The 16,195-nt window shown below is 74.7% G+C and carries 18 protein-coding genes and 1 pseudogene; all 19 read left to right on the forward strand.

Annotation, left to right across the window (positions count from 1 at the left end; translation table 11 throughout):
- The first annotated feature begins 98 nt into the window (after positions 1–98).
- The 19 genes and pseudogenes from ffh (at position 99) to dprA (ending at position 16,162) form a co-directional block, all read left to right on the forward strand.
- Positions 99–1,667, forward strand: a complete 1,569-nt coding sequence (ffh, locus tag V2J63_RS10820; protein ID WP_331231044.1) for a signal recognition particle protein — start codon at positions 99–101, stop codon at positions 1,665–1,667.
- A 25-nt stretch (positions 1,668–1,692) separates the two neighbouring features.
- On the forward strand, positions 1,693–2,787 hold the full coding sequence (locus tag V2J63_RS10825) for an amidohydrolase family protein (protein WP_331231045.1): 1,095 nt from the start codon (positions 1,693–1,695) through the stop codon (positions 2,785–2,787).
- A gap of 361 nt (positions 2,788–3,148) precedes the next feature.
- On the forward strand, positions 3,149–3,520 hold the full coding sequence (locus tag V2J63_RS10830; protein WP_331231046.1) for a GntR family transcriptional regulator: 372 nt from the start codon (positions 3,149–3,151) through the stop codon (positions 3,518–3,520).
- Positions 3,517–4,392: an ABC transporter ATP-binding protein gene (locus tag V2J63_RS10835; protein WP_331231047.1), complete on the forward strand. Its 876-nt coding sequence runs from the start codon at positions 3,517–3,519 to the stop codon at positions 4,390–4,392. Before V2J63_RS10830 ends, V2J63_RS10835 begins: the two co-directional genes overlap by 4 nt.
- Positions 4,389–5,156, forward strand: a complete 768-nt coding sequence (locus V2J63_RS10840; RefSeq protein ID WP_331231048.1) for a hypothetical protein — start codon at positions 4,389–4,391, stop codon at positions 5,154–5,156. The genes V2J63_RS10835 and V2J63_RS10840 overlap by 4 nt, the downstream gene beginning before the upstream one ends.
- 36 nt (positions 5,157–5,192) lie before the next feature.
- Positions 5,193–6,135 (forward strand): annotated as a pseudogene (locus V2J63_RS10845) (ABC transporter ATP-binding protein).
- On the forward strand, positions 6,132–6,914 hold the full coding sequence (locus V2J63_RS10850; RefSeq protein WP_331231049.1) for an ABC transporter permease: 783 nt from the start codon (positions 6,132–6,134) through the stop codon (positions 6,912–6,914). The pseudogene V2J63_RS10845 and the gene V2J63_RS10850 overlap by 4 nt, the downstream one beginning before the upstream one ends.
- 230 nt (positions 6,915–7,144) lie before the next feature.
- A complete protein-coding gene (rpsP, locus tag V2J63_RS10855) occupies positions 7,145–7,618 on the forward strand; it encodes a 30S ribosomal protein S16 (protein ID WP_331231050.1) in 474 nt (157 codons plus the stop codon).
- Positions 7,608–7,853: an RNA-binding protein gene (locus V2J63_RS10860; RefSeq protein WP_331231051.1), complete on the forward strand. Its 246-nt coding sequence runs from the start codon at positions 7,608–7,610 to the stop codon at positions 7,851–7,853. The genes rpsP and V2J63_RS10860 overlap by 11 nt, the downstream gene beginning before the upstream one ends.
- Positions 7,854–8,075: 222 nt before the next feature.
- Positions 8,076–8,369, forward strand: a complete 294-nt coding sequence (locus tag V2J63_RS10865; protein WP_331231052.1) for a YciI family protein — start codon at positions 8,076–8,078, stop codon at positions 8,367–8,369.
- An 84-nt stretch (positions 8,370–8,453) separates the two neighbouring features.
- Complete coding sequence (gene rimM / locus V2J63_RS10870) at positions 8,454–9,041, forward strand: ribosome maturation factor RimM (RefSeq protein WP_331231053.1); 588 nt, start codon at positions 8,454–8,456, stop codon at positions 9,039–9,041.
- A 1-nt stretch (position 9,042) separates the two neighbouring features.
- A complete protein-coding gene (gene trmD / locus V2J63_RS15875) occupies positions 9,043–10,458 on the forward strand; it encodes a tRNA (guanosine(37)-N1)-methyltransferase TrmD (RefSeq protein ID WP_491062236.1) in 1,416 nt (471 codons plus the stop codon).
- 148 nt (positions 10,459–10,606) lie between these two features.
- Complete coding sequence (rplS, locus tag V2J63_RS10885; RefSeq protein ID WP_331231054.1) at positions 10,607–10,963, forward strand: 50S ribosomal protein L19; 357 nt, start codon at positions 10,607–10,609, stop codon at positions 10,961–10,963.
- Positions 10,964–11,048: 85 nt separating this feature from the next.
- The gene (gene lepB, locus V2J63_RS10890; RefSeq protein WP_331231055.1) at positions 11,049–11,828 is read left to right on the forward strand and encodes a signal peptidase I; all 780 of its coding nucleotides are present in this window, start codon (positions 11,049–11,051) and stop codon (positions 11,826–11,828) included.
- 65 nt (positions 11,829–11,893) lie between these two features.
- Complete coding sequence (rnhB, locus tag V2J63_RS10895; RefSeq protein WP_331231056.1) at positions 11,894–12,631, forward strand: ribonuclease HII; 738 nt, start codon at positions 11,894–11,896, stop codon at positions 12,629–12,631.
- Complete coding sequence (locus V2J63_RS10900) at positions 12,628–12,942, forward strand: DUF2469 domain-containing protein (RefSeq protein ID WP_331231057.1); 315 nt, start codon at positions 12,628–12,630, stop codon at positions 12,940–12,942. The genes rnhB and V2J63_RS10900 overlap by 4 nt, the downstream gene beginning before the upstream one ends.
- A 135-nt stretch (positions 12,943–13,077) precedes the next feature.
- Entirely contained in the window at positions 13,078–13,443 is a 366-nt protein-coding gene (locus tag V2J63_RS10905) for a YraN family protein (RefSeq protein ID WP_331231058.1), read from the forward strand.
- Positions 13,444–14,988, forward strand: coding sequence for a YifB family Mg chelatase-like AAA ATPase (locus V2J63_RS10910; RefSeq protein WP_331231059.1), 1,545 nt, complete (start codon positions 13,444–13,446; stop codon positions 14,986–14,988).
- On the forward strand, positions 14,981–16,162 hold the full coding sequence (dprA, locus tag V2J63_RS10915; protein ID WP_331231060.1) for a DNA-processing protein DprA: 1,182 nt from the start codon (positions 14,981–14,983) through the stop codon (positions 16,160–16,162). The genes V2J63_RS10910 and dprA overlap by 8 nt, the downstream gene beginning before the upstream one ends.
- The last annotated feature ends 33 nt before the right edge of the window (positions 16,163–16,195 follow it).

A 16,195-nucleotide genomic window follows, 5' to 3' on the forward strand; every position in this document is an offset into this window, starting at 1 on the left:
TGCGCGGGCGGCCCGGGTGCGCGGTGACCCGCGCGGGCGCCCTGGCGGATATCCTGGGTCCTTGACCGTGTCCCTCTCGAACGAGGCGAGGTAAGTCGTTGTTCGCCAGCCTGTCCGACCGCCTGACCACCACCTTCCGCTCCCTGCGCGGCAAGGGGCGGCTGACCGAGGACGACATCAACACGACCGTCGCCGAGATCCGCCGTGCCCTCCTCGAGGCCGACGTCGCCCTGCCGGTCGTGCGGCAGTTCACCGCCGCCGTCCGGGAGCGGGCGATGTCCGCCGAGGTGTCGGCCGCCCTCAACCCCGGCCAGCAGATCGTCAAGATCGTCAACGCCGAGCTCATCGAGATCCTCGGCGGCCAGGCACGCGAGATCCACTTCGCGAAGCGCCCGCCCACGGTCATCCTCCTCGCGGGCCTCCAGGGCGCCGGCAAGACGACGCTCGCCGGGAAGCTCGGCCTGTGGCTGCGCGAGCAGGGCCACACGCCGCTCCTCGTCGCCTCGGACCTCCAGCGGCCCAACGCGGTCACCCAGCTCCAGGTGGTCGGTGAGCGCGCCGGCGTCCCCGTGTGGGCCCCCGAGCCGGGCAACGGCGTCGGTGACCCGGTCGACGTCGCCCGCTCCGGCCTCGCGCACGCCCACGACAAGCAGTACAGCGTCGTCGTCGTCGACACCGCCGGACGGCTCGGCGTCGACGCCGAGCTCATGGCGCAGGCGGCGGACATCCGCGACGCCGTCCAGCCGGACGAGATCCTCTTCGTCCTCGACGCCATGATCGGCCAGGACGCCGTGACGACGGCGCAGTCCTTCGCCGAGGGCGTCGGCTTCACCGGCGTCGTCCTGTCCAAGCTCGACGGCGACGCCCGCGGCGGTGCCGCGCTCTCGGTCGCGAAGGTCACGGGTCAGCCGGTCCTCTTCGCCTCGACCGGTGAGGGCCTGCGAGACTTCGAGCGGTTCCACGCGGACCGCATGGCCTCACGCATCCTCGACATGGGCGACATCCTCACCCTCATCGAGCAGGCCGAGCGCACGTTCGACGCCGACCAGGCCGAGCGCATGGCCGCCAAGGTCGCGGGGGAGGAGGACTTCACCCTCCAGGACTTCCTCGACCAGATGCAGCAGCTCAAGAAGATGGGCTCGATGAAGAAGATGCTCGGGATGCTCCCGGGCATGGGTCAGATGCGCGAGGCGCTCGACAACTTCGACGAGCGCGACGTCGACCGCGTCGAGGCGATCGTCCACTCGATGACCCCGGCCGAGCGCACGAACCCCAAGATCCTCAACGGCTCACGGCGCTCGCGCATCGCCCGCGGCTCCGGCACGACCGTGGCCGAGGTGAACTCCCTCATGGAGCGCTTCGACCAGGCGAAGACGATGATGCGTCAGATGGCGCGGTCCGGCGGCAAGATGCCCGGCGGGATGGGCCAGCTCCCCGGCGGCGGCAAGAAGTCCAAGGGCCGCATGGCACCGCCGCCGCAGCGCAAGGGCAAGAAGGGCAAGTCCGGCAACCCCGCCAAGCGCGCCCAGCAGGAGCGCGACGTCCCCGCGCGCCCCGCCGCCCCCGCGGGGTCGGCCTTCGGCGTCGCGCCCACCGATGCCGGCGCCGGTCCGCGCCCCAGCGACCTCGAGCTGCCCGCCGGCCTGGAGAAGTTCCTCGGGCGCTAGCCCCACCGGCTCGGAAGGAGCCAGCATGAGCGAGGTGCTGCACCTGCGCGGCGTCGTCGTCGCGGGCGAGGACGCCGAGCTCGACGAGTGCTGGGTGGCGGACGGCGTCCTCACGGCGACGCCCCCGCCGGGCGCGGCGGGCGCCGTCGTCCTCGAGGGGTGGGTGCTGCCCGGGCTCGTCGACGTCCACTGCCACATCGGCCTCGGGCCCGACGGCGAGGTGAGCACCGACGAGGCGCTCGCCCAGGCCCTCGCGGACCGGGACGCGGGGACGCTCCTCGTCCGTGACGCCGGCTCGCCCATGGACAACCGGTGGGTGCAGGAGCATGGCGACCTCCCGCGGCTCCTCCGGGCCGGGCACCACCTCGCGCGCCCCAAGCGCTACCTGCGCAACTACGGCCTCGAGCTCGACCGGGTGGGGGACCTGCCCGACGCCGTCGCGGAGCAGGCGCGCGACGGCGACGGCTGGGTCAAGATCGTCGCCGACTGGATCGACCGGTCCGAGGGCGCCGAGGCGGACCTGCGCCCGCTCTGGCCCGCTGACGTCCTCGCCGACGCGATCGCCGCCGCGCACGAGAACGGGGCCCGGGTCACGGCGCACGCGTTCTCCCACGAGGCGATCGGCCCGCTCCTCGACGCCGGCATCGACGGCATCGAGCACGGCACCGGCATGGACGCCGACCACATGGCCGAGGCCGCGCGCCGCGGCGTCCCCGTGACGCCGACGCTGCTCCAGGTCGCGCAGTTCGGCGCGTTCGCCGACCAGGCGGGGGAGAAGTACCCGGTCTACGCCGGGCGGATGCGCGCGATGCACGCGCGGCGCCACGAGCAGGTGCGGGCGCTGCACGCGGCCGGCGTGCCGCTGCTCATGGGCTCCGACGCCGGCGGCACCATCGCGCACGGGTCGCTCCCGGCCGAGCTCGCCGAGGTGGTCCGCGCCGGGGTGCCGGCGCCCGCCGTCGTCGCCGCCGCGACGTGGGAGGCGCGCGCGTTCCTCGGCGCCGAGGGGCTCGTCGAGGGCGCGAGCGCGGACGTCGTCGTCTACCCGGAGGACCCCCGCGAGGACATCGCCGTCCTCGCGCGGCCGAGCGCCGTCGTCCTGCGCGGCGTGCGGTACTAGCTGGTCCGTAAGTCGCTGGCCCGGCCGGGGGTGCCGGGTGGGGCGCGCCGCGCCGGGTCTTCCCTCCGCCGCTCGTTCCTCGCGGCTCCCGCCAGACCCGCCACGACCCGGCACAGCGCGCCCCGCCCGGCCAGCGCGTGCGGCCCGCCCGCCATCCGGCGAGGCACCTCGCGGGGTCTGTGCGCCTCGACACGCGCTGTGCTGGTGGTGCACCAGGCGCACAGCGCGCGTCGAGGCGCACAGACGTCGGAGCCCCACCGCCGAGTCCAGGCGGTCGTGGCCCTCGGTCCAGGAGCCACTTGACGCCCCGGCGGTTCAGTGGTTCATTGCTGTTGTAATGAACCACTGAACCGAGGTGAGCATGTTCGACGCCACGACGCCGATCTACGTGCAGATCGCCGAGCAGCTGCGGCGCCAGGTCCTGGAAGGGACGGTCGCGGAGGGGGAGCAGGTCATGTCCACCACCCAGTACGCGACGACGTACCGCATCAACCCGGCCACGGCCGCCAAGGCGTTCGCGGCGCTCGTCGACGAGGGCGTGCTCTACAAGCAGCGCGGCGTCGGGATGTTCGTCGCCGACGGTGCCCGCGAGCGGCTTCGTGAGCAGCGGCGAGGCAGCTTCCTCGCCGACCACCTCGACCCGGTCCTCGCCGAGGCGCGAGCGCTCGGCCTGAGCGCCGACGACCTGCTCGGCTACATCCGATCCACCTACGAGAAGGGAACGCACGCATGACCGGCTTCTCGGTCGAGGTCCGCGACCTCAGCGTCCACTTCGGCGACACCCGCGCCGTCGACCACGCGAGCGTCGAGCTCGCGCCGGGCGGCATCACCGGCCTGCTCGGGCGGAACGGCTCGGGCAAGACGACGCTCCTGTCGATCCTCGCCTCCCTGCGCCGGCCGACCGGCGGCACCGTCCTCGTCGACGGGGAGGACCCGTTCGAGAACGAGCGCGTCATGGAGCGGGTCTGCCTCGTGCGGGAGAGCGGCGACGTGCTCGCGGACGAGAAGATCTGCGCCACGCTCGACGTCGTCGCCGCGGCCCGGCCCACGTGGGACGCGGAGTACGCCGGCGAGCTGCTCGACCTGTTCGGGCTGGACCCGAAGAAGCGGCCCGGCACCCTCTCGCGCGGCCAGCGCTCCGCCGTCGGCGCCGTCATCGGCCTCGCGTCCCGCGCACCGCTGACGATCTTCGACGAGGTCTACCTCGGCATGGACGCGCCGTCGCGGTACCGCTTCTACGACGCGCTCCTCGCCGACTACGTCGAGAACCCGCGCACGATCATCCTCTCGAGCCACCTCATCAGCGAGGTCGAGAGGCTCTTCGAGAACGTCCTCGTCCTCGATCACGGCCGGGTCCTCCTCGCCGAGGACGCCGACTCGCTGCGCTCGCGCGGGGCGACGGTCGTCGGCCCGGCCGCGCGGGTGGACACCGCCGTCGACGGCCTCCAGGTGCTCGGGCGTCGCGACCTCGGCCCGACGGCGGAGGTCACCGTCCTCGGCGACCTCACCGAGCCCGTGCGGGCCCGCCTCGCCGACGACGGGTTCGAGGTCGGCCCCGTCAGCATGCAGGACCTGTTCGTCCACCTCACCTCAGGAGCATCATGAGCACCCTCACCTCACCCACGAGCGGTGGCCTCTTCACCTACCCGCGGCGGACCCGGCGTGGTCCTCAGTGGCGCCGCGCGGCCGCCTGGTCGCTGGGCGCCAACCTCGTCCTCGCCGCCTGGTTCTGGGTCATCGTCGCCGTCGGCGTGACGGCGGCGCTCATCGTCGTCGACCGTGTCGCGACGGTGGAGATGTCGATCGTGCAGTTCGCCGCGCAGGGCGCCACGTGGTTCCCGTTCGCGACCGCCATCATCTTCGCCACCACCCAGCTCGGGGTGCACGTCGCCAACGGCATGACCCGGCGCGCGTTCATCCGCGCCCAGCTCGTCACCGTCGTCGTGAGCGCCTGCGCGTACGCCCTCGTTCTCAACCTGGCCCTGCTCGCCGAGGGCGCGCTGTTCGCACGCCTCGGATGGCCGCACACAGCCGGCGACGACGGCTTCGCCGCGTGGCAGGACGGGTTCGCCGCGGGCCTGCTCGACATGGCGCTCATCTTCCTGGCCGCCCAGGTGAGCGGGCTCCTCGTCGGCATCGCCTACTACCGGTTCGGTGGGTGGTGGGGAACCCTGCTCCTGCCGCTCACGGTGGCGCCGGTGTACGCCTCCCTCCTCGTGGCTGATGCCGCGGAGGAGGGGTGGAGCGCCTTCGCCCTCTTCACCTCGCCGCTCGCGCTCGCCGCGGCGCGGGTCCTCCTCATCGCCCTCGGCGCCCTCGCCTTCCACCGGCTGGCCCGCGACGTCGCCATCCACCGCGTCACCACCTGAGTGCGCGGCCGCCTCAACCTCGGATCGGAGCACGCCATGAGTCCCGTCATCGAGATCGACCACCTCCGCAAGACCTACGGCGAGAAGGTCGCCGTCGCCGACGTCTCCCTCGTCGTCGAGCGCGGCGAGATCTTCGGGATCCTCGGTCCCAACGGGGCCGGCAAGACGACGACCGTCGAGTGCCTGGCCGGCCTGCGCCACGCCGACGGCGGGACGGTCCGCCTCCTCGGCACGGACCCCCAGCGGGACCCCGGCCGCGGTGCGCGAGCACGTCGGGATCCAGCTCCAGGAGGCGAAGCTGCCGGCCAAGCTCCGGGTGGGGGAGGCCCTCGAGCTCTACGCCGCGTTCTACCCCCGTCCGGCGGACCCCGAGGAGCTGCTCGACCTCCTCGGGCTGCGCGAGAAGAAGGGCACGGCGTTCGCGGACCTGTCCGGCGGCCAGCAGCAGCGCCTGTCGATCGCGCTCGCCCTCATCGGCAACCCGCAGGTCGCGATCCTCGACGAGCTGACCACCGGCCTCGACCCGCAGGCCCGGCGCGACACGTGGGCGCTCATCGAGCGGGTCCGCGACACCGGCGTCACCGTCGTCCTCGTCACCCACTTCATGGACGAGGCGGAGCGCCTGTGCGACCGGCTCGTCATCATCGACGACGGCCGCGTCGTCGCCTCCGGCTCGCCCGTCGAGCTCATCCGCGGCGCGAGCCACGAGCGCGCCTTCCGCATGCGGCTGCCCGACGACGCCCCCGCCGCCGCGGACGCCCTGCTCGCGCTCCCGGACGTCCACGCCGTGCGCCGCGACGGCGACGAGTACGAGGTGAGCGGGAGCGAGCGCGTCCTGCCGGCCGCCATCGTCGAGCTCGCCCGGTACGACGTCATCCCCACCGAGGTCCGCACCATCTCCCGCACCCTCGAGGACGTCTTCGTCGAGGTGACCGGGTCCTCCACCACCAGCATCCAGACCGAGGAGGTCGCGCCATGACCACCCTGACGGCAACCCGCTCGCCCCGAGGGCTCGGCGCCCTCACCGCCGCCGAGGCCCGCCTCTTCCTCCGCGACGCCGGCGGCTCCTTCTTCGCCCTCGCGTTCCCGAGCATCCTCCTCGTCGGCATCGGGTTCGCCATCCCCGGGATGCGTGAGCGCATCACGGACCTCGCCGAGCCGTGGGCCGGGATGCTCCCGATCCACATCTTCACGCCCGTCGTCCTCGCCACGGCCATCGCCACACCGGCCCTGACGACGCTCCCGGTCTTCCTCGCCACCTACCGCGAGCAGGGGATCCTGCGCCGCCTCTCGACCACCCCCATGCGCCCCCAGGGCGTCCTCGTCGCGCAGGTGGCCGTCAACATCGCCGCGCTCGCCGCCGCGGCGGTGCTCGCCCTCGTCATCGCCGCGGTCGTCTTCGGCTCGCCGGCCCCCGAGCAGCCGGCCGTGGCGGTGCTCGCGTTCCTGCTCGGCGCGGCCGCCATGTTCGGTGTCGGCCTGCTCATCGCGGCGCGCGCACCCAAGGGCAGCGCCGCGTCCGGCCTGGGGATGCTCGTCTACTTCCCCATGCTCCTCTTCGCCGGGATGTGGACGCCGGGGCCGATGATGCCCGAGACGCTCGCGACGATCGGCTCCTACACCCCGCTCGGCGCCGCGAGCCAGGCGATGACCGCCGCGTGGTTCTCCGACGGGTTCCCGGCGCTCCAGGTCGTCGTCATGCTCGGGTACGTCGCCGTCCTCTACCCGCTCGCCGCGAAGCTGTTCCGCTGGTCGTGAGCCGGCGCCCGTGACGCCACCGCGCCGCGGGGTGTCGGATCCGTCACCCCGCGGGCCGCGGACACCCCTGGAGGTTGGGCATGTGGCCGGCGTCTGGCAGAATGACTCGCTGTACTCGGCCTGGACGGCCCCTCTCTCCGTCCCGCAGCCGTGTCCAGGACCAGACTCAACCCCGACACCCACCGGGGACGGGCGCGGTCCACCCCCACGAACCAGGAGCGACCACCACAGTGGCAGTCAAGATCCGTCTCAAGCGCATGGGCAAGATCCGTGCGCCGTACTACCGCGTCGTCGTCATGGACGGCCGCAAGAAGCGCGACGGCCGGGCGATCGAGGAGATCGGCAAGTACCACCCGACCGAGGAGCCCTCGCTCATCGACATCGACTCGGAGCGCGCGCAGTACTGGCTCTCCGTGGGCGCCCAGCCGAGCGACCAGGTCCAGGTCCTGCTCAAGATCACCGGTGACTGGCAGAAGCACAAGGGCCTGCCCGGCACCGAGGGCACCCTGCGCACGAAGGACTCGACGACGGAGGGCGCTGCCGAGGCCAAGGCCGCCGCCGTCAAGGCCGCCGAGGACGACGCCGAGAAGCGCAAGGCGCGCGCCGCGGAGGACGCCGAGAAGGCCGCCGCGTCCGCCCCCGCCGCTGCCGAGGCACCCGCCGAGGCGACCGAGCCGGCCGACGGCGAGACCGATGCTGGCTGACGCCCTCGAGCACCTGGTGCGGGGCATCGTCGACAACCCTGACGACGTCACTGTCACCGGGCGCTCACTGCGCCGCGGCGAGCTGCTTGAGGTCCGTGTCCACCCGAGCGACCTCGGTCGCGTCATCGGGCGGCAGGGACGCACGGCCCGCGCGCTGCGCACCGTCGTCGGTGCGCTGTCGACGGACGGCCCCGTCCGGGTCGACGTCGTCGACACGGACGCCGACCGCGGCTGAGGCACCACCGGCCCCCCCACGGGTGGCCAGCGCGTTGATCGAGAGGGCCTCCGGGTCCGGCCCGAGCCCCCCGGGGACGGACCGGCCCGGGGGTCCTTCGCGTTCCTGCCGCCCGGGGACCACGGCCTCACCCGGCGCCGGTGGCGGTGCCGGCGCCGTGCCCGCGCGGCGGCCGACGGCGTCGCGGCTGCCCCGGGTGCTGCGCGGGGCTACGGTCGGGGGATGACCATCTTCGCCGTCGAGTACACCTACGACTCCGCCCGCACCGACGACGTCGCCACGCTGCGGCCCGAGCACCGGGAGTACCTCGCCGGTCTCGTCGAGTCCGGCGAGCTCCTCGCGTCGGGCCCGTGGCTCGACAACGCTGCCCCCGGGGCGCTCCTCCTCGTCGTGGCGCAGGACGTCGAGCACGCCACGCGCCTGCTCGACGACGACCCGTTCCACCGGGCGCACCTCATCACGCACCGCACGTTCCGCGCGTGGAACCCTGTCCTCGGGGTGCTCGCCGAGTCCTGACCGTGCTTCCGTGGACGGTCCACCCGCTGCTAGAACATCACCGGTGCGCCCGAGCGCACCACACATGACATCGAGGGGACGGACGTGGAGCTGATCGTCGCGCGCATCGGCGCGCCCCGGGGCCTGCGCGGCATGGTGCGGCTCGAGCTGCGCACGGACGCACCCCAGGAGCGGTTCACCACCGGGGCGGTCCTCGTGACCGACCCGCGCGACCGGGGGCCCCTCACCGTGGCCGAGGTGGCGAACCAGGGCGGGCACTGGCACGTGCGCTTCGCCGAGGCCGCCGACCGCACCGCCGCCGAGGCGCTGCGGGGCACCGCGCTCGTCGTCGACACGGACTCCGACGACGCCGCGGACGACGACGACGCCTGGTACCCGCACGAGCTCGTCGGCCTGCGTGTCGAGCACGTCGACGGCCGGGTGCTGGGCACGGTCGCCGCTGTCGAGCACCCGCCGGCGCACGACGTCCTCGTCGTCACCGAGGCGGGCGGCGAGCGGTCGATGGTGCCGTTCGTCAGCCAGATCGTCCCCGTCGTCGACGTCGCGGGCGGGCGCGTCGTCGTCGACCCGCCCCGCGGCCTCCTCGCGAGCGACCCGCTGCCCGCGGACGACGCGACCCCGGACGCGGGTGCGCGCGTGCGCGGCGACGAGAGCACGGGCGAGGGCGCCTGACGTGCGCATCGACGTCGTCTCGATCTTCCCGGCCTACCTCGACGCCCTCGACCTCTCCCTCGTCGGCAAGGCGCGACGGGACGGCCTCCTCGACCTAGCGGTGCACGACCTGCGCGACTGGACGGCCGACCGCCACCGCACCGTCGACGACACCCCGTTCGGCGGCGGCGCCGGCATGGTCATGCGCCCGGACGTGTGGGGCCTCGCGCTCGACGACGTGCTCGCCGGCGGCCGCGCCGGGGACCCGGGCGACGGCGACCCCGACGGCGGGGACGCCGCCGTCGGCGCCCGCCGCACGGTCCTCCTCGTGCCGACGCCGTCGGGCGAGGTGTTCACCCAGCGCACCGCCGAGGACCTCGCGGGCGCCGAGCACCTCGTCGTCGCCTGCGGGCGCTACGAGGGCATCGACGCGCGCGTGACCGAGCACTACCGCGCGCGGCGCGACGTCGAGGTGCGCGAGGTCTCCATCGGGGACTACGTCCTCAACGGGGGGGAGGTGGCGGCGCTCGTCGTCGTCGAGGCCGTCGCCCGGCTCCTGCCCGACGTCATCGGCAACCCGCTCTCGCTCGTCGAGGAGTCCCACGGTGCCGCCGGGCTGCTCGAGTACCCCGTCTACACGAAGCCGCCGGTGTGGGAGGAGCTCGCCGTCCCCGACGTCCTCCTCTCCGGGCACCACGGCAAGGTCGCCCGCTGGCGGCGCGACGAGGCGCTGCGCCGCACCGCCGAGCGCCGCCCGGACCTCCTCGCCGCCCTGGCGCCCGCCGACCTCGACGCCCACGACCGGCGCGTCCTCGCCGGCCTCGGGTGGTTCGCCGCGTCCGACGCCCTGCGCCAGGTGCGTGTGCGCCGCGCCGGTGCCGCCGACGCACCCGTGCTGGCGGAGGTCGCCGCCCGGACGTTCCCGCTCGCTTGCCCGCCCACGCTCGACGACGCCTCGATCGCCGCCTTCGTCACGGACTCCCTCAACCCCGCACGGTTCGCCGCGTACCTGGCCGACCCCGCCCGCGTCCTCCTCCTCGCCGAGGAGGAGCTGGGCGGCGCCGCGCGCGCCGTCGGCTACACGATGCTCGTCCACGACTCGGCCGCCCCCGGAGAGACCGACCCTGCCGGTGAGCCGGATGAGCCGGGTGGGCCGCCTTCCACCGCCGAGCTGAGCAAGTGCTACATCGACGCGGCCTACCAGGGCACCGGTCTGGCCGACGTGCTCCTCACCGCCACCCTCGACGTGGCCCGCGCGAGCGGGCCGGACCGGGTGTGGCTCGGCACGAACCGGGTCAACGGCCGCGCCCGGCGCTTTTACGCCCGGCACGGGTTCACCGTCGTCGGCGCGCGGCAGTTCCGGGTCGGTGACGTCCTCGAGGACGACGTCGTCATGGCGCTCGTCTTCGCGAGCACCGCGCGCACTGTGGCAGAATGAGCCGGTCGCGCGTCCGCGACACTATTCGCCGTGTCTGCCACAGGGGAGCGGCGCCAGCCGGACGCGTCGCACCAACCGACAACGTCAGCAGCCCCCGGCTGCCCTGAGAAGCGCGGGTGACCTGTGGCACCGGCGGGAAGAGAACACTATGCAGACCCTGGACCACATCGACGCGGGCTCGCTCCGCGACGACGTCCCCGCCTTCCGCGCCGGTGACACGCTGCGCGTGCACGTCAAGGTCGTCGAGGGAAGCCGCTCGCGTATCCAGGTCTTCCAGGGCGTCGTCATCGCCCGTTCCGGCGCCGGCGTGCGCGAGACCTTCATCATCCGCAAGGTGAGCTTCGGCGTCGGCGTCGAGCGCACCTTCCCGGTGCACTCCCCGAGCATCGACCACATCGAGGTCGTCACCCGCGGCGACGTCCGTCGCGCGAAGCTGTACTACCTGCGCGCGCTGCACGGCAAGAAGGCCAAGATCAAGGAGAAGCGCGACGTCACCTCGAAGTGAGGCGTACGCGCGATACCACCTGCCCGGCTCGCCAGAGCTGGGCAGGTGGCCTTTCCAGGGGTAGGCGAGAGGAGCGGTCGACGTCGTGAACGACGAGGACGACGGCGTCACCGACGGCTTGCCCGACGCGCCGCCCCGGCGCCAGCGTGACGACCTCCGCCGGCCCGACGACGAGGCGGAGCCCGCCGGAGCACCGGCCAAGCGCGGGGGAGTGCTCCGCGAGGCCGTCGTGGTCCTCGCCAGCGCGCTCGTGCTGTCGATCCTCATCAAGACGTTCCTCGTCCAGGCGTTCTTCATCCCCTCGGGGTCGATGGAGCAGACGCTCGAGGTGGGCGACCGGGTCCTCGTGAGCAAGCTCGCGCCCGGACCGCTCGACGTCCACCGCGGGGACGTCGTCGTCTTCGTCGACCCGGGCGGCTGGCTCGGCGAGCCACCCCCGGACACCCGCAACGTGCTCCAGCGGGGGGCGGAGAACGTCCTCACGTTCATCGGGCTGCTCCCGCACAACGCCGGCGAGCACCTCATCAAGCGCATCATCGGCGTCGGCGGGGACACCGTGGCCTGCTGCGACGCCGAGGGCCGGCTCACCGTCAACGGCGAGGGCATCGACGAGCCGTACCTCCATCCCGGGGTGTCGCCGAGCGACACCGAGTTCGAGCGCCTTGTGCCCGAGGACCACGTGTGGCTCATGGGCGACAACCGCTCGAACTCGCAGGACTCCCGCGCGCACCAGGGACGCGCCGGCGGGGGCGCGGTGCCGATGGGGAACGTCGTCGGCAAGGCCTTCGTCGTCCTCTGGCCGGTCGACAGCTGGGGCTTGCTGCGCAACCCCGGCGACGTCTTCGCCGAGGTCCCCGAGCCCTGAGCCTCTCCGGCGCGGGACCGCGCGCGGCGGGCCGGGCACGGCCGGGCGTTGCCTACGATGGGCGCGTGCCTCCCGCTGCCCGTACCCCGACCCGTCGCCTCGAGCGCCGCCTCCTCGGTGAGGGGCACCGCCTCGTCGCCGGGATGGACGAGGTCGGGCGGGGCGCGCTGGCCGGCCCCGTCAGCGTCGGCGTCGCCGTCGTCGACGAGGCGACGGGCCGGCACCCCGGCGCGCTGCGCGACTCCAAGCTCATCAGCGCCGCGATCCGCGAGGAGCTGTGCGGGCCGATCCGCGCGTGGTGCACCGGCGCCGCCGTCGGGCACGCGAGCCCGGCCGAGATCGATGCGGTCGGCATCATCGCGGCCCTCCGGCTCGCCGGGACGCGGGCGCTCGCCGCGCTCGCTGCCGAGGGGCTCGTGCCCGATGTCGTCGTCCTCGACGGCATCCACGACTGGCTCACCCCGCCCGCGCAGGAGGACCTCTTCGCCGTGGTGCCCGACGCCGCCGGTGCGGCACCGCTCGTGCCGGTGCGCACCCAGGTCAAGGCGGACCTCACGTGCGCCGTCGTCGCGGCGGCGAGCGTCCTCGCCAAGTGCGAGCGCGACGCGATGATGGTCGAGCTCGACGCCGAGCACCCCGCCTACGGCTGGGCGGCGAACAAGGGCTACGGGGCGGCTTGGCACGTCGACGCGCTCCGGCGCCTCGGCCCGTCCCCGCTCCACCGCCGCAGCTGGCGCCTGCCGGCCCGCGAGGAGGACGCCGTGGGCGCCGCCGTCGCCGGAGGAGGCATGATGAGCACGTGAGCGCTGAGGACCTGGAGAACTACGAGACCGAGCTCGAGCTGGGGCTGTACCGCGAGTACCGGGACGTCGTGGGGCTCTTCTCCTACGTGGTCGAGACCGAGCGGCGGTTCTACCTCGCCAACGAGGTGGACCTGCAGGTGCGCACGGCCGGCGGTGAGGTCTTCTTCGAGCTCACCCTCGGCGACGCCTGGGTGTGGGACGTCTACCGCTCCGCGCGGTTCGTGCGCTCCGTGCGCGTCGTGACGTTCAAGGACGTCAACGTCGAGGAGCTCGCCAAGGCCGAGCTGCGGATGCCCGACCGGCTCAGCTGAGCTGCCCGTCCTTTCTCTCGCGGTCAGGCGCGCTTCCTCCCCAGCCTCGCGTCGCGCCGCGACGTCCACACCGGCGTCCGGTGACCCTGGGCGGTGTCGCCGGTGCGGGCCAGGCTGGCGGCGGAGGTGGTTGCCATGGCCGCAGCGAAGGACGCCGTCGGTGCGTACGGCGAACGGGTCGCCGCGATGATGCTCACGCAGGCGGGCCTCGAGGTCCTCGAGCGGAACTGGCGGTGCCCCGAGGGGGAGCTCGACATCGTCGCGCGTGACCCGGCTGCGGACGAGATCGTCTTCGTCGAGGTGAAGACGCGGTCGTCGGCGCGCTTCGGGCACCCGGCCGAGGCGGTCGTCGGGCGCAAGGCCGCGCGGCTGCGGCGGCTCGCGGCGGCGTGGCTCGCGGCTCACGACGAGCACGCCGCCGGGGTCCGGATCGACGTCGTCGCGGTGTGGCCGCAGCCGTCGGGGCCGGCGAGGGTCGAGCACCTGCGGGCGGTGGTCTGAGTGGGGCTCGGCCGCACGTGGTCGGTGGCGCTCGTCGGGCTCGCCGGACACCTCGTCCAGGTCGAGGCGCACGTGGCCGACGGCCTGCCGGCGTTCACGCTCGTCGGGCTGCCCGACGCGTCGCTGTCGGAGGCGCGCGAGCGCGTGCGCGCCGCGGTGGCGTCGTGCCACGTCGCCTGGCCCTCGCGGCGGCGCACGATCAACCTCGCGCCGGCCTCGCTGCCCAAGGCGGGGTCGGGATTCGACCTCGCGATCGCCGTCGCGTGCCTCGTGGCCGACGGGCTGCCGGGCGCCGCCGAGGCCGGTCGCGCCGTCCACCTCGGTGAGCTCGGGCTCGACGGGCGGGTCCACCCGGTGCGGGGCGTCCTGCCCGCGGTGGCGGCGGCCGTCACCCAGGGACGCCGGGACGTCGTCGTGCCCGAGGGCAACGTCGCCGAGGCCGCGCTCGTCCCCGGCGCGCGGGTCCACGGCGTCGCGCACCTGGGGGAGCTCGTCCGGCACTACGGCGGGCAGGCGGTCGTCCCCGGCACGGCGGCGGGCGGCGCGGCGGACGGCGGGGCCGCGCCCAGGCCGCGACCGGCCGGGGACCTCGCGGACGTCCTCGGACAGGACGAGGCACGCTTCGCCCTCGAGGTCGCAGCGGCGGGCGGGCACCACCTCCTCCTCATGGGTCCGCCCGGTGCGGGCAAGACGATGCTCGCGGCCCGGCTGCCGGGCCTCCTGCCGGACCTGTCCGACGCCGAGGCCGTCGAGGTCACGTCCGTGCACTCCGTCGCCGGCACGTTCGACGCGGCCGGCGGGCTCGTGCGGCGCCCGCCATTCGAGGACCCGCACCACACGGCGACGCCGGCGGCCGTCATCGGCGGCGGCTCAGGGATCCCGCGTCCCGGCGCCGCGTCACGCGCCCATCGCGGGGTGCTCTTCCTCGACGAGGCCCCGGAGTTCTCACCCCGGGTCCTCGAGACCCTGCGCCAGCCACTCGAGCACGGGGAGCTCGTCCTGCACCGCGCCCGGGGGACCGCCCGGTACCCGGCGCGGTTCCAGCTCGTCCTCGCCGCCAACCCGTGCCCGTGCGGCAACGCGGCGGGCAAGGGCCTGTCGTGCACGTGCACACCGATGGCACGGCGCCGGTACCTCGCGCGCCTGTCCGGGCCGCTCCTCGACCGGATCGACATCCAGGTCGACGTCGCGGCGGTGACCCGGGCCGTGCTGTCCGTCTCGGCGACGCCGGAGACGAGCGCGACGGTCGCCGAGCGGGTCCGCCGCGCCCGGGCCACGCAACGGGCACGCTGGGCCGGCATGCCGTGGCGGACGAACGCCGAGGTGCCCGGCGCGTGGCTGCGGCGCCGGGAGGGCGGGCTGACCGCACCCATGCGGCGCGACCTCGAGCGCGCGATGGAGAGCGGTGCCCTCAGCCTGCGCGGGATGGACCGCGTGCTCCGCCTCGCCTGGACGCTCGCGGACCTCGACGGCGAGGAGAGTCCCCGGGCGGCGCAGATCGGGGCGGCGCTGAGCCTGCGGACGAGAGGAGGCACCCGTGCCTGAGCAGACGAGCGACCAACGGCTGCCGTTCGACGCCACCGACCCCCGGCTCGCCGCCGCCGCGTGGAGCCGCCTGGCCGAGCCGGGCGACGGGGCCGCCGGGACGCTCCTCGCCCACCTCGGGCCCGTGGCCGCGCTCGACTGGGTCCTCCACGCGGCACGGCGCGGGGGCACCGGGGCGGGCGGGCGCGGCGCGACGACGCCCTCGGACGAGGCGGTGGCGCGGTGGGCGCCGCGCCTGGCCGGGCTCGACATCCGGCGCGAGCTCGACGTCCTCGCCGCGCTCGGCGGGCACCTCGTCGTGGACGGGGACGAGCAGTGGCCCGCGGGCCTGGCCGACCTCGGCGCGGCGGCGCCCGTGGCGCTGTGGGTGCGCGGCCAGGGCCTGCGGGCCGTGCGCCGGTCGGTCGCGGTCGTCGGCGCCCGCGCGAGCACGAGCTACGGCGAGCACGTCGCCGCCCAGATCGCCCTCGGCCTCAGCGAGCGCGGGGTCGGGGTCGTCTCCGGCGGGGCGTACGGGATCGACGCCGCCGCGCACCGCGGGGCACTCAGCGTCGGTGGCGTGACCGTCGCGGTCCTCGCCGGCGGGGTGGACCGCCTCTACCCCGCCGGGAACACCCGGCTGCTCGAGGAGGTCCTCGCCACCGGGGCCGTCGTCGCCGAGGCGCCGCCCGGGAGCGCCCCGAGCCGCCACCGCTTCCTCCAGCGCAACCGCCTCATCGCGGCGTTGAGCCAGGGGTGCGTCGTCGTCGAGGCCGCGTGGCGCTCCGGGGCCCTCAGCACGGCCGGCCACGCGGCCGTCCTCCTGCGCCCGGTCGGTGCCGTGCCGGGCCCGGTCACGTCGATGGCGTCGGCCGGCTGCCACCGGCTCCTGCGGGAGACGGACGCCGTGTGCGTGACGGACGCCGCGGAGGTCCTCGAGCTCGTCGCCCCCGCGGGGGAGGACCTCGCCCCCGAACGCGCCGTCCAGGCGGGGCTGCTCGACGAGCTCGACCCCGTGTCCTCGCGGCTCCTCGACGCCCTGCCCGTGCGGGCGACAGCCGCCACGGGGAACCTCGTGCGCGCGAGCGGCCTCAGCCCGGGTGAGGTCCGCTCGGCGCTCGGGACGCTCGAGCTCGCGGGCCGGATCGAGCGCGACGGCGCCGGCTGGCGCCGGGCCCGGACGAGCGGACGCTGACGTGCGACGCGGACTGCGCGGGGGCGCGCCGAC

Origin of the sequence: Georgenia wangjunii (assembly GCF_036421975.1) — a bacterium.
Classification (GTDB): Bacteria; Actinomycetota; Actinomycetes; order Actinomycetales; family Actinomycetaceae; genus Georgenia_A; species Georgenia_A wangjunii.

Coding starts and splice junctions, on each gene's coding strand:
- rplS (WP_331231054.1), top strand. CDS start 10,607: ATGCAGACCCTGGACCACATCGACGCGGGCTCGCTCCGCGACGACGTC.
- V2J63_RS10840 (WP_331231048.1), top strand. CDS start 4,389: ATGAGCACCCTCACCTCACCCACGAGCGGTGGCCTCTTCACCTACCCG.
- V2J63_RS10905 (WP_331231058.1), top strand. CDS start 13,078: ATGGCCGCAGCGAAGGACGCCGTCGGTGCGTACGGCGAACGGGTCGCC.
- V2J63_RS10860 (WP_331231051.1), top strand. CDS start 7,608: ATGCTGGCTGACGCCCTCGAGCACCTGGTGCGGGGCATCGTCGACAAC.
- V2J63_RS10865 (WP_331231052.1), top strand. CDS start 8,076: ATGACCATCTTCGCCGTCGAGTACACCTACGACTCCGCCCGCACCGAC.
- V2J63_RS10830 (WP_331231046.1), top strand. CDS start 3,149: ATGTTCGACGCCACGACGCCGATCTACGTGCAGATCGCCGAGCAGCTG.
- V2J63_RS10835 (WP_331231047.1), top strand. CDS start 3,517: ATGACCGGCTTCTCGGTCGAGGTCCGCGACCTCAGCGTCCACTTCGGC.
- V2J63_RS10850 (WP_331231049.1), top strand. CDS start 6,132: ATGACCACCCTGACGGCAACCCGCTCGCCCCGAGGGCTCGGCGCCCTC.
- V2J63_RS10825 (WP_331231045.1), top strand. CDS start 1,693: ATGAGCGAGGTGCTGCACCTGCGCGGCGTCGTCGTCGCGGGCGAGGAC.